Annotated in this window: 13 protein-coding genes; 5 read left to right on the top strand and 8 right to left on the bottom strand. The window is 35.2% G+C overall.

The window, feature by feature from the left end:
• The coding region (locus PN497_RS21680; RefSeq protein ID WP_272110850.1) for a hypothetical protein at positions 1-418 on the top strand (418 nt) is incomplete at its 5' end.
• Positions 419-481: 63 nt separating this feature from the next.
• Here the strand turns inward: PN497_RS21680 and PN497_RS21675 are convergent.
• The 4 genes from PN497_RS21675 to PN497_RS21660 form a co-directional block, all read right to left on the bottom strand.
• Positions 482-880: a hypothetical protein gene (locus PN497_RS21675; protein WP_096566107.1), complete on the bottom strand. Its 399-nt coding sequence runs from the start codon at positions 878-880 to the stop codon at positions 482-484.
• Positions 881-1,660: 780 nt separating this feature from the next.
• A complete protein-coding gene (locus tag PN497_RS21670; protein WP_096566955.1) occupies positions 1,661-3,229 on the bottom strand; it encodes a metallophosphoesterase family protein in 1,569 nt (522 codons plus the stop codon).
• Positions 3,230-3,391: 162 nt separating this feature from the next.
• Positions 3,392-4,630, bottom strand: a complete 1,239-nt coding sequence (locus PN497_RS21665; RefSeq protein WP_096566953.1) for a damage-control phosphatase ARMT1 family protein — start codon at positions 4,628-4,630, stop codon at positions 3,392-3,394.
• Positions 4,631-5,012: 382 nt separating this feature from the next.
• Positions 5,013-5,597, bottom strand: a complete 585-nt coding sequence (locus PN497_RS21660) for a Uma2 family endonuclease (protein ID WP_096566951.1) — start codon at positions 5,595-5,597, stop codon at positions 5,013-5,015.
• 250 nt (positions 5,598-5,847) lie between these two features.
• Between PN497_RS21660 and PN497_RS21655 the strand changes: the two genes are divergently transcribed.
• The 3 genes from PN497_RS21655 to PN497_RS21645 all read left to right on the top strand — a co-directional run bounded on the left by PN497_RS21655 (position 5,848) and on the right by PN497_RS21645 (position 9,155).
• Positions 5,848-6,984 (top strand): amidohydrolase family protein, encoded by a 1,137-nt coding sequence (locus PN497_RS21655; protein WP_096566949.1) that lies wholly within the window; start codon positions 5,848-5,850, stop codon positions 6,982-6,984.
• Between the two features lie 147 nt (positions 6,985-7,131).
• Positions 7,132-8,391, top strand: coding sequence for an AAA family ATPase (locus tag PN497_RS21650; protein WP_096566947.1), 1,260 nt, complete (start codon positions 7,132-7,134; stop codon positions 8,389-8,391).
• Positions 8,392-8,402: 11 nt separating this feature from the next.
• Positions 8,403-9,155, top strand: a complete 753-nt coding sequence (locus PN497_RS21645) for a hypothetical protein (protein ID WP_272110849.1) — start codon at positions 8,403-8,405, stop codon at positions 9,153-9,155.
• Between the two features lie 9 nt (positions 9,156-9,164).
• Here the strand turns inward: PN497_RS21645 and murJ are convergent, their stop codons facing one another.
• The 4 genes from murJ to PN497_RS21625 form a co-directional block, all read right to left on the bottom strand.
• Positions 9,165-10,775: a murein biosynthesis integral membrane protein MurJ gene (gene murJ / locus PN497_RS21640; RefSeq protein WP_096566943.1), complete on the bottom strand. Its 1,611-nt coding sequence runs from the start codon at positions 10,773-10,775 to the stop codon at positions 9,165-9,167.
• Between the two features lie 167 nt (positions 10,776-10,942).
• Positions 10,943-11,179 (bottom strand): PIN domain-containing protein, encoded by a 237-nt coding sequence (locus PN497_RS21635; protein WP_272110851.1) that lies wholly within the window; start codon positions 11,177-11,179, stop codon positions 10,943-10,945.
• 180 nt (positions 11,180-11,359) lie between these two features.
• Complete coding sequence (locus PN497_RS21630; RefSeq protein ID WP_096566939.1) at positions 11,360-11,677, bottom strand: hypothetical protein; 318 nt, start codon at positions 11,675-11,677, stop codon at positions 11,360-11,362.
• A 175-nt stretch (positions 11,678-11,852) separates the two neighbouring features.
• Positions 11,853-12,359: a pentapeptide repeat-containing protein gene (locus tag PN497_RS21625; protein WP_096572625.1), complete on the bottom strand. Its 507-nt coding sequence runs from the start codon at positions 12,357-12,359 to the stop codon at positions 11,853-11,855.
• Between the two features lie 54 nt (positions 12,360-12,413).
• Between PN497_RS21625 and PN497_RS21620 the strand changes: the two genes are divergently transcribed.
• Positions 12,414-12,597: hypothetical protein (locus tag PN497_RS21620; protein ID WP_272110848.1), on the top strand; the 184-nt coding region annotated here is incomplete at its 3' end.

Genomic DNA, 12,597 nt, shown 5'->3' with positions numbered 1-12,597 from the left:
GTCGAAGGGCGGTGTCGAAGGGCGGTGTCGAAGGGCGGTGTCGAAGGGCGGTGTCGAAGGGCGGTGTCGAAGTAAGTCGAAGTGCTTTCAAAAAGTGCATCGCACCAGGGATGGTGATGCCATTATTTCTATTGAGCGTGTCCGTAAACTTATCAACCAGGGAAATTTGCTCTCTGACTGGTGTTTAGCTTGCTGTTTTCATTTTGCTCAAGCTGCTTACGTGCGACTGAGAACGACGGAAATTTTGACAAATTTGCGCCATCCTACAGGTTTTGTCAGAGAAGCAGTGATTTCATACTTGAGTGTGGTTTCCCAGCGAGTGCTGCAAGAAATTCTACCCCATTTGCAAACAGACCCCCATCCACTTGTGGCCGCTCAAGTCAAGAAGTTAATAGCAAAATATAACAAGAGTCAGTAGTTAGGAGGCAGGAGGCAGGAGGAAATAAGTAGGGTTTGCGGAAAAAGTCAAAGACTTTTCACCCTATCTAAATAGTTTGTTTGGTGTAAATTTTCCTTTTTTGGGGCAGTATTCAGAACAATTCATAGCTTCTTCTGTGAGAACTATATCAGGTCTCACTGCACACTTCAAATAATGGTTATTTGAGAAAAATTTACAGTTTTTACAGGGAACTTGATGTAAACCATTGACACTAAAAGCTATTTTATTGTCTGCATGAGAACGAAGTTTTTGGACAATAAACAGAAAAATTGCCCAAATAAATACAAAGCTGAGTGGACTTAAAGCTATTGCTAAATCGGAGATGTTTAATCCTTCCTGTTGCGCGTATTCCGGTTGACTTTCGGTTTGTGTTAAACCATGAAAGGTTTTATTTAACGCTACCTTATCTACCTGATGTTGTAATATGTCTTCAATATACATATTATTTACCTGCTCTATATAATACGCTTTCTCAGCAATTTGTGAAAAATTAGATTATTTATTTCAATTATAGGTGTAACAAAATAAAACCTTGGCTATCTCTGTCGATAGGTTTGCTTGTAAATATCTGAATGTATATCCAAGGTAAGAAATTGACAAAAATTACAAATTAATGCAGCCGTAGGGAGAGAGTGTTAAAATAATTCTGGGGATAGAGGAATAATGTCAAAAATTGTCTATTTGAATTAGACAAATAATCTCTTGGTCAATTAAATTGATGTTAAAATAATTAGGGCTTGCTGAATAAACCTAAAACCTTGATATATCAAAGGTTAGAGGCTGATAAACACAGAAATTAGTGCAAGGGTTTTGAAGGGTATACCGGAAAAAGTGTGCATTTTTTGGGATTTCAAGAGATGGCAAAGAAATTTTCAAATCTCCTCCTGACTCCTGACTCCTGTACGGGCGAAGCATTCGGAAAATAGCCTTTTCATAAAATTGATAATTTGTCGTCCGAATGCTTCGCCCCTACGACTCCTGACTCCTGACTCCTGACTCCTATACCCTCACGGAAAGACTTTCTCAGCAACCCCTAATTACAGCAGTCCTAATTACAGCAGTTTTGAGGTTGTGAGTAATATTCCCAACTTAGCAACCCAACTTAGCAACAGGATGAGTAAGCTGTTACACAGCTAAATTGTATAATCCTAACATTCTGAACTCTTGTTTAACAGGCAAGATGCCTGTTCCACTTATACAAATTAAATGCACAACAGCTTATTAAATTACAATAGGTTCTAATTGGCGATCGCACCATTTTCCCTCTACTTGCTCTGTAACTAATGGTGTAATAATAAACTTAGCCGGAAAACCTTCTTTCACATCCACCCGCAAGCAGGAATAAGGTTTTTTCATCTCTGAACCGTAACCACTGCGTCCCACATACAGCAAAGACTCGGCAACTTTATGAGTAGAATTACTATTACCATCGGTAAAACTTTCTACTAATTCTGTTCCTTCTTGTCGTTGGCGACGGGGACGGCGACCACTGCCACCACAAACTATATAATTAATGTGTGAATCGGCATATCCTGTATCCACCGTCCGCAGATATTCCAAACAGTGCGCGTGGCCATTGAAAACCACATCCACAAGCGGTCTACCTTGATTTATATTACCTAAAGCCGCCGCAACTTGTTCCAATACCCCCCGCAACCGATGACGCACGGCTAAAGTTTGTCCTTGATGCCATTTAGTAGCTTCTGTTACATAAGGAGGATGATGGAAAAATATCACCCGTCCCCTCACTTCTGAATTTTGCCAAGATGCAATTAATCTATCTTTTAACCAGTCAAGCTGTTCAAGATCCACATCTGCACTGGTATGAATTTCTAATTGTTTTTCAATATCAAGCTTGACTTCATTAAGTTGGTCTACCTTAGCACCCAAATCAGCCAGTAGTTCTGATTCTTCGGGATTTTCGGAGTTAAGTTTATCACACTCTGCCAAAATTTCTAACTCTTCTTGTTCCAACTTTTGACGACGCTGTAACAACTCCCGACGTATATCTCCCGCTTGGTTTTCTGGTAGCGGTTCTGGGGTATTAAAAGTATTAGAATCAAGGGCAAAAAAGTCAATTCCCCCATAATTAAATGTATAATACCTATTAGGTAATCGGGTGAATTGTCCCGGTTGGTAACGCAAACAGCGTCCTGTATTACTTTTAGCAGTGTAATATTTATCTAAATGATATTCTAATTCATGGGGAGAAATAGCAGCTAAATAATCAATAAAAGCTCTTGAATAAGCATCACCTTGATTTGAACCATGCCAACCGATTTCAATATCTTTGTAAAGCAACATCCGCCGCAAAGGTAAAGTCGAACCAGTAATTAAACGATAGAACCAAGGCACATCATAATAGTCATGATTGCCTAAAACTGGCAAAATTGGTAACTTAAAAACCATCTGGTCATAAGCAATACTTTCGGGGTTTTCACCACCTACCAAAAATTCGCGGTAAGGTTCAATAAAATTAGGCGGATAATACTCACGAGAACCCACCACATAAACAACATCACCGGTATGCAAAATAAAACGGCAATCATCACTATGATTTAACATCATTTCCGCAACTTGACGCTGAGGATGAGAACCATAATGAGACTTAGTACCGCTATCACCGATTACCATAAAAGAGAAATTTTGATTTTTCTCCCTGCCATTATCATCTAAAATCATGGCAGTTTGGTCAATTCCTCGTTGCTGAATACTGGGATGCTGCGATCGCACCCTTTGGTTCATTTTTTGGATTTTTACCGGAACTGATGGTTCAGAAATTAATTTCATAGCTTTTTGGAAATTACCCTTGCTATATATAAATAGTGTATATCAAACAATATCTAAAATCCAAGGAGGTGATGAAGTAGTGCTAATCGACATTTACGGTAAATATGAAAAAAATTCTCAGTTTGATCTGCTATGTAAAGTTCTCTTTAATGTGGAATTTCTTCAGATTCCTAAATCTACCAACTGAATAACCCCCCATTGTCCATTTGTTAACCACTGAGGATCTAATATTGCTAATTCCTCTAAAACTTCAGCTTTTAAACCTGCTGCTACTTCTGATTTTAAGGTACGTAACGCTAACATTGGTGCAGGTAAATAAGCCACTATATCTGCAAAATTTGTAGTATAATCCCAGTAGACATCTCCCAACAAACGCCGATAATTAGCATCACCTTTAACAACTATTAAATTCGACTTTGCTAACTCATCTTTCAGTGATTGGGGAATTTGCCAAAATGGTAAAGGTGAAGTCCAACAATAATCTTCTGTTAAAATCAATTTACCTGAATCAAGATTTTTACTTAATCTTTGTACAAATGATTTAACATCAGGATGACTACCTGCTGCTAAAAAATCTTTGGTTGCATACACATCTTTAATCATTGCATCCGATACAAAAGTGGGATGGGGTTTCAAATGTAAATAAACCTGATTTGCAAAACCACTACCCAAGAGAAAATCAACTAAACATAAATCACAAATTAATTCAAAACCTGCATTATCAACTACAAAATCAATGCGGTTATTTTCCGATTTAGTTAATAGCTTACTAACTGCAAATGAATCATCTACCAAAATGTTATTTAATTGAGTTTGAATATCAAAATTACTTCTGTTATCTTCAAAAGCTGACCATAAACTTAAATCAACTCTATTTCCCCATAATGCGAAATACAATAAAGCAATCAGAGAAGATTTACTAGGTTTACCTGCTTTCTTTGATTCATTTAACCATTGTTGTACTTGAGTACATAAAGAAATAATAGCATCAATAGCAGCTTCTAAACCTTGTTCTTTTTGGAGTAAAAATGGATCAACACCTTGCCATTCTCCGTGTTGAAAGTAATTAGTAATATTGAGAATAAGACGATAAAAATAAGTTTCCGCAAAAAACCAAGGTACATCTACCCAACGTTGATTTTTATAAGGTTCTAGATATTTCTCCCAGTCGTGGAAATCTGCACCTGTGTCATTTTTTAAAGGTTGTAAATATCCGTTGGGAAGTTCTGCTGCTAATTTTTCCAAGTTTTGATTTATCTCAGTGGTAAATTTATTTTCTTGAATGACACGACGGGCAATATTTGGCATTCTTTGAGTTACGGTAAACTCAGTAAAAGAACCAATTTCAGAACCTACAAGGGGTGATGGTAAGGGTAAATTGGGAAGTTGAAAATTATTCATTATAAATATATATTTTTCACTTTGTAGTCATTCTCAGAGGTTGTTTGAACAGTCATGATTGATGTATCAAAATGTATCAAATATTTTTTACCCCTTCCTAACCCTCCCCTTGTTAAGCGGAGGGAACTGGATGTTCGTGTTTCCCCCCTTGATAAGGGGGGATTAAGGGGGGTAAAAATGTGATTAAAATCACGGAATACCACTTTTAAAACATCCTCTCAACCTAATTTATCAGAAATACTAGATTTTGTATAGATCAGGACTTACGCAAAAGGGAACGAAAGTAGGGGTAATACCCTTCGGGAAGCAAGCTACATGAATTACCCCTACGCAAGAATAAGGTTTTCAGTCACATCTTGCGTAAGTCCTATAGATTAATTATTTATTCATCAACACTTTTCTGAAAATCAACCTGTTCATATAAATCCTGAAAATCAATTTGAAAATCTAGATTTTGCAGTGTTAAAGTATCTGATTCAGATTCCAATTCTGTAAATATCCATTTCCCATCATCTGTTTTTACATAGTGCATGACATGATATTGATATTGATTGATTAAAATATATTCTTTAAATTCAGGAATTGAGCGATAATAAAGAAACTTATCACCTTGGTCATAATTGCTAGTTGATTTAGATAAAACTTCAGCAATTAATAAAGGATTCATCACAGTAGTTGTATTTGCATTTTGATAAATAGGTTCACCTTTAATTAGCATCACATCAGGGTATGTATATTGACGATAACGGGGTATCCACAACCTGACATCACCAATATAAACATCATAATTTTGCTTTTTTAATCCGTATTCTAAAGCAGCAGCAAAATTCAGGGCAATTTTATTATGATTTGTTGTTCCTCCTGCTATTGGTATAATCTCTCCATCACGGTATTCGTTTTTATATTCTGCTTTCTCTTCCAGTTCTAGATATTCTTCTGGTGTATAGGTTCGGGTTTGTGTTTGCATAAAATATAATATTGTTAGCTTATTGTTAACTATCATTCAAGTATAACAAGATTATCCGAATATTTCCAAAGTATACCAGATTTTAAGTATATTTATTTGCAAATTTTTATCAAAAATAGTTAAATATTTTAACTTCATGTTTGGAAAGATCGATATTAAATGTAAAATTAATCCAATGTCAGAAACTGTAAAAAGCTGACACAGAAACCCAGATACCTGAATACTTACATCTCAAAAATCTTAACCATCCATGAATCTCTCGGAAATTCCCCTCATTGAACAACACGCCCATAACATATTAAAATCAGAAGTAGCTGCAAATTATCCCTTTGCAGCCGCTTTTACAGAAGGTTATGATCCAGAAATAGTAAATTATCACGCTAAACATACCTTATTTTACCGCCGCAGTTTACGAGAAATTGCTACATTATTAAACTGTGAACCCGAAGAAACAGCAATTTTAGCACATCGGCAAAATTTAGGACTAGAAAATTTAACCAGAATATATTTTGACGCTGCTAACTTAGAAGCAATATATTTAGATGATGGTTTAACCCCGGAAAATATCTTACCAATTTCTTGGCATCAACAATTTACCACGGTCAAAAGAATTTTACGCTTAGAATTATTAGCGGAAAAACTACTTTCACAAATTGACGAATTTCACACTTTTGTCAATGCTTTTATCAAAGAAATTGATCCTCCATCCCCTGACATTGTAGCGTTTAAAAGTATCGCCTGTTATCGTAGTGGGTTAGATATTCGACCTGTTGCACCTGCGGTTGCTGCTGTGCATTTTTATGATTTTAAAAAACTACAGAAAAAAAATGATCTGCCTTTACGATTAAATGATAAACAATTAATAGATTTTATTTTACAACAATCGTTGATAGTTGCTGCTAAATATAAAATACCTGTACAATTACACACTGGTTTAGGAGATCCAGATTTAGATTTAAGATTAGCAAATCCTTTAAATTTACGATATTTGATAGAATGTCCTCAATATAAAAACGCGCCTTTAGTTTTGCTTCATGCTTCCTATCCTTACATGAGAGAAGCGGGATATTTAGCATCAATGTATCCCCAGGTTTATTTAGATTTTGGTTTAGCAGTTCCTTTTTTAAGTGTAGCCGGAATGCGAAATACAATTAGGCAACTTTTGGAATTAATCCCTACCACAAAATTAATGTATTCATCTGATGCTCATTCTATCCCCGAATTGTATTATTTAGGTGCAAAATGGGGTCGTCAATTGTTAGGAGAAGTATTAGATCAGGCAATTAAAGATACAGATATTACTGTTAAAGAAGCGGAGGAAATAGCATTGGGAATTTTACGTGAGAATGCTTTAAGTTTGTATGGACAGAGGTTAAAGGGGGAATAAAATACTATAGCTGATTGGGAATTTTGTCATAAAGGAGTTGAAGATTGGATATAAAAATTACAGACTATTTTGCTGACATAGATTTTGCTGACATAGTAAAAATTTGCGTAAATAATGTAAAATTATAGTCGTTACGGGAAAACAATTATGTTTACACAAGTTACACTTAAAAACTTTAAAACCCATAAGCTGACTACTATAGAGCTTCATCCAGTCACCTTATTGATTGGTAATAATAATTCAGGTAAGTCTAATCTTCTAGCAGGTATACAGCATTTTTGTAGTCTTGTCAGAAGAGGCCGCCCTGGAAATGCTAATGCTAAAAAAACAGTTAATGTCCACAGAGACTTATATGCTCATCGTTATAGACTAGCTGATGGCGAACCAATGGAATTTAAAATTGCTTGGAATAACTCCAAAGGCAGTATTATTTATGAAATAGAATTGCATGAGAATAAAAATTTTCCAGAATCTGCTAGTTGCAAAGAAAAAATAACAATTAAACTAGATAATAATGATGAAAAGATAATTGTAAGTGGATATGATCAGCCAACTAATTTAATTGCTTTAAGACAAAATATTGAAGATAACACATCTTTACAAGCAGCAGAAAAAAAACTATGTAGAGATTTTTTTGGTGATTTTGCAAACACATATAGTTATCACTTCCAACCAGCTTTTCTTAAAGGTCTAGTTAAAGATGATCAAATTCATGATATTGATGATGCTCAGGATGAAAGAGACAAGAGTGATTTTATTAAAATTCCGTCTGAATTAGGTAGTACAGGTCGTGGACTACAAGCAGTTATTAAATATATCAAAGAAAAAGAAGAACGCACATTTACAAGATTTACTGCTTTGATGAGGCGATTTGATCATAACTTTCAAGGAGTTCGTTATAATGATAAAATTTCAAAACTTGTGTGGAATTTCGATCTTGGACAAAATACAATTGTACAAGAATTTCCACCAGATGCGGTTTCAGATGGATTCATGAAAGCAGCAGCTATTAGTCTTCTTGCTTCTCTTTATAGAACACCAAGTTTGATTCTTTTAGAAGAAATTGAAAATGGTGTAAATCCGGGAAATATTCAAGAATTAATGCGTTGGATTTGGCAAATGACATCTCCAACTTCAGAAGGTTTTACATCTCAATTTATCATTACTTCCCATAGTCCCTCTGTTTTACGCGAATTTCATAATCATTTAGATCATGTTTATACTGTGCGGCTAGAAAAACGGAATAGAAAGAGTGATGTCAGAAATCTCAATACATCTCTAGATACACTTGTAGGTATAGGTACTGTAGAAGGTGAAATTATAGAGGATGAAACTACAGGTAAAAAGATAGTCGAGATACCAAAATATAAGTTAGCAGAACTGTGGTATGAAGGGACAATTGGTTAATCAGGTGGGTAATGAGGAAAAATGTGATGTTAGCAAGAAATATAGGTATTATCGGAGATGGAGCAACTGATATAGCAATTTTTAAAAAAATCTCTGAGTGTATTTTATCTGATGAAGACCAAAACAATGTAACTCTTAACTATATTGAGTTAAACAGACAAACTATTCATGATGCAGTAGATAAATATTGTCGAGAAGCTGATAAAATTAAAGATAGCTGCTACCTAACAGGTAAAGAAGCCTTAGCTTTGAAAAATTCAGTTACAAGAACTATTTTTGGTGCTTTTTCAGACTTTGAAAGTGAACTGGGACTAATTTCTAATCGAGACATTATTTTAGTGACTGCTGATAGTGAACATACATTTTCCCATCCTGATGACTACTTCAAAGATTGGAGAGTTAGTATTTCTAAAATATTAGTAAGTAGTGTAGAAGAATTTTATCGAGCGAAAGTAAGAGAAGGTTATATACACGAATATCTACCTGTAGTAATTCCATTTGTTGTTTTTCCTTGTACAGAAATATTACTAGCTGCTGCTAAAATAGATTCTCAAATATTCATTAAATCAGCTTATGGTAAAAAACCAAGAGAATTGAAACAATTACTTTATGGTACTACTGAACTGCAAACTATAACCGATGAAGACTTTAATAAAAAAGCATTAGATTTCATCAATTTAGAAAGTATAGGTAGAATTTTTCAGAATGTGCCAGAATTTCGTACTTTTATGCAAACTTTATCTCTCGGTAAATATAGCATCTAAAAATCAACCCTACCTCTTCAAAAACTTCTGCCGCATCTTCACCACAAAACTATTAACCTCCGGTATCCTCATCATCCCCGCAATCACAGAAAATACACCAATTCCCACTGCACCAGAAACACATAACTCAACTATTAAAACAACTAACCCCTTATTTCCTAACACCTGCTGACAAGCAACCAAAGTCCCATAACTCGCAACACCAGCAACGAAACTACCCGCAGTTAAACCGAAAATTGGTAAACTCCATTCCCGTAAAGGTAAACCATTTAATTTCCTATTTAATAACCACAACAACATTAAAATTGAACTACAATTTACACCTACTGTAGCTAACACCAAACCAGGCGCACCAAAGGGTTTAACTAAAATAAAATCTAAAATTGCATTCAATAAAATATTAAACGTGCTAATTTTAAAAGGTGTTTGTCCATCACCTAAAGCATAAAATACCCTCACCAAAACATCACGCCCTAAATAAACAAACATCCCAATTCCATAAGCTATTAATAAGGAGGAAACTAACTGGGTTGCTTCTTGTTTAAATGCTCCCCGTTGATAAACTACCTGCACTATTGGTTCAGATAAAGCTATCATCAACGCCCCTAAAGGTAGCATTGTCACCGCAGTTAATAACAGTCCTTGACGAATGCGTAATTTTAAATCTGGCCAGTTTTCTGGTTCTGCTAATTTGGCAAATATGGGTAATAAAGGCAATAAAATAATATTAGAAATAATCCCTAACGGAGTTTGTACTAATAAATTGGCATAGTTAAAACCTGCGGCTGCGCCTTTAATGGGACTGGCAAAAAATAAATCTGTCGCTACATTTATCGGCATCATTCCCGAAGAAATTGTTGCCGGTGTCATGATTTTAATTACTTCTTGAACTGCGGGAGATTTAAAATCAAATCTTAGTTTCAATGTTCCTAAACCTAACCGCCATTGCACAATTAACTGGACTATCCATTGTAAAATTGCCCCGGCTAAAGTGCCAATTGCTAAAACTATTCCCCCAATAAATGCAAATTCTGGCTGAATTATTTCCTTACCATATTGTAAAGCTAAAATACCAATACCAATAACAACGGTAACGCTAGATAATAAAGGACTAATTGATAATAACCAATATTGATTTGCTGCGTTGAGAGTACCGAAACCAATGCCAATTAAACCGGAAAATAACGCCATTGGGGACATTATTTGTAATTGACGAATGGCAATTTCTCTAGTGTTAGGTTCTAAACCATAACCAACTATATCAATTATTGGTTCTGCTAAAAAAATCTGAGCAATTGTGACTATTAATAATAACCCACCTACTAAGGTTGTGACTGTTTCTACTAAAGGCGCTGCTTCTTCTTTTTTCCGCTTGGCTAAAACGCTGATAATAGCACTATGTAAAGGACCATTGACACCACCAAGTAGTATTAATAAAAAACCGGGGATAATGTAGGCGTAACTGTAAGCAGTAGCAGCAGCACCGACACCAAAAGCAGCAGCGATCGCCTGTTGTCTAATTAAACCAAATACTTTACTAATTAAGGTTGCTGCGGCAACTATACCAGCAATACCAGCAAATGAATGAGAGGGTTTTTGATCTTGTTGTTGTTCAGTCACGAATAATACCCGGAAAATCTTGCAAAAGGCATATCTAAGAATATTTAACCGACAAATTTTAACATCTATCTGCTAACTTTTAAAAAAATTGTTTGTTACCTCATTTGTCTGATAGCGTAGCGTGACGCAAGCCATATCAGGATGTACAGGATGTGATTGTTAGATAGTTAAGTAAAAGGATTTAAAATTGGAATACCACAGCTATCAAAATCACGGATATTGCGCGTAACTAAAGTAAGTTGGTGTATTTTAGCAGTAGCAGCAATCATCATATCTGCTTGGGTGACAGTTTTACCAGTTAATCTTTGTTGTCCTCTTATTTCACCACAGAGTTTAGCTATTTCATCAGTAATAGGTAATATTTGACAATTATTTTTGAGAAAATTATCGAACCAATTTTGAATTTTTGGGTTAGGTTTTGCGGTTAAACCATAATAAATTTCTTCAACTGTAATTACACTTATTAATTATACTTATATTGATATAAGATAAATTTTGTAACCATATCAATACACCAGCATTAGGTTGAGGTCTAGCTAGTTCACTAATAATATTAGTATCACACAAAAATGTCATTTTTAGTATTAATCAAAGGGAGTTGGGCGATTTTGGCGAGAGGTAATTTCTAAATCATAATTTTCTTCTATACAGATTTGTTGAAGTTCTTGAAAAGCTGCTGCTAAGGTCTCGAAATTACGATGATCAAAATCTTTTTGACGTTCCAAATCTAAATCTACACCCACTAAAGGAGAAGTTTGAAATAATTCAACTAAATTTTTTGCTGTATTTTTACCTGGTTGTTTTTGAATTTGTTTGTTTAAGTAATTGACTAATTCAATTTTTTCCTCTTCGGTTAAATTATCTATTTCTTTGAATAATGTTTCTAATGTTAAATTGTTCATAGTGATTTCTCTAATTATTGTTATTTGGATTTTAACATATTGTGATAATTAGATTTTTCGGAATTAATAACAGTTTGTCTCGTCCCTAGTCTCAAACAATAAATGTAAGGAGACTCTACTTTTTCTTACACCCCTCCCTACACCCTCTTCTTCACTGTCACCTGTCACCTGTCACCTATCGACACCCCAAACTATCTCGTGTAGCCACACCAGTTACAGGGTTAACACCATCAGCCCGTTTACACAATAATGAAACCTGATAACGGTCAATTAAAGCGTCTGTAAAATCAGCCCCAGTGATATCCGCATCATAAAAGCGGCTACGGGTTAAAGTGGCTGCTGTAAAAATAGCGTTCTTGAGATTAGCACCATCCAACGTCACGCGATCAACTAAAGCACCGGTTAAATTAGCATCTTGTAAATTTGCCTTTAATAAGACACCTTTAGTTAACATGGCATTAGTTAAATTTGCCCCTTGAAAATTTGCCCCACGCATTTCCGCAGCTACGAAATTGACTCCTGATAAATCCGTGTGAGAAAAGTCACGATTTTCTAAAGAAGCGTTGTTATAGTTAATGGTATTAATTTGGGCGATCGCAGGTTTAGGATTAATCATTATCCACAACCAAGCTAAAAGCAAAATCAACAGTAAACTTAATAATCTCAACAAATTTTTTTTCATAACTTTAATAATCATTATTTGTAGTTATTTGTAGTTATTTGTAGGGTTTTAGCATTGCTAAACCCTTACCTCTTTTTCTCTCGTTCCCAGTCTCAGACTGGGAATGCCATCATAGAGGCTCTGCCTCTACTTTGTCTACTTTCATATCAGGCAGAGCCTGATAAAATTCATTCCCATACAGAGTATGGGAACGAGAAAATCACCTCTTCACCAGTCCCCAGTCCCCAGTCCCCAGTCC

Origin of the sequence: Sphaerospermopsis kisseleviana CS-549 (genome assembly GCF_028329225.1) — a bacterium.
Lineage (GTDB): Bacteria > Cyanobacteriota > Cyanobacteriia > Cyanobacteriales > Nostocaceae > Sphaerospermopsis > Sphaerospermopsis kisseleviana.
Note: the sequence above shows the minus strand (reverse complement) of the source record. Positions and strands in the feature narration are given on the sequence as shown.

What these genes read in the sequence shown, in the direction of transcription:
- PN497_RS21660 (WP_096566951.1), bottom strand. Translation starts at nt 5,597, where the DNA reads ATGCAAACACAAACCCGAACCTATACACCAGAAGAATATCTAGAACTG.
- PN497_RS21645 (WP_272110849.1), top strand. Translation starts at nt 8,403, where the DNA reads ATGAGGAAAAATGTGATGTTAGCAAGAAATATAGGTATTATCGGAGAT.
- PN497_RS21665 (WP_096566953.1), bottom strand. Translation starts at nt 4,630, where the DNA reads ATGAATAATTTTCAACTTCCCAATTTACCCTTACCATCACCCCTTGTA.
- PN497_RS21630 (WP_096566939.1), bottom strand. Translation starts at nt 11,677, where the DNA reads ATGAACAATTTAACATTAGAAACATTATTCAAAGAAATAGATAATTTA.
- PN497_RS21655 (WP_096566949.1), top strand. Translation starts at nt 5,848, where the DNA reads ATGAATCTCTCGGAAATTCCCCTCATTGAACAACACGCCCATAACATA.
- PN497_RS21650 (WP_096566947.1), top strand. Translation starts at nt 7,132, where the DNA reads ATGTTTACACAAGTTACACTTAAAAACTTTAAAACCCATAAGCTGACT.
- PN497_RS21625 (WP_096572625.1), bottom strand. Translation starts at nt 12,359, where the DNA reads ATGAAAAAAAATTTGTTGAGATTATTAAGTTTACTGTTGATTTTGCTT.
- PN497_RS21675 (WP_096566107.1), bottom strand. Translation starts at nt 880, where the DNA reads ATGTATATTGAAGACATATTACAACATCAGGTAGATAAGGTAGCGTTA.
- PN497_RS21670 (WP_096566955.1), bottom strand. Translation starts at nt 3,229, where the DNA reads ATGAAATTAATTTCTGAACCATCAGTTCCGGTAAAAATCCAAAAAATG.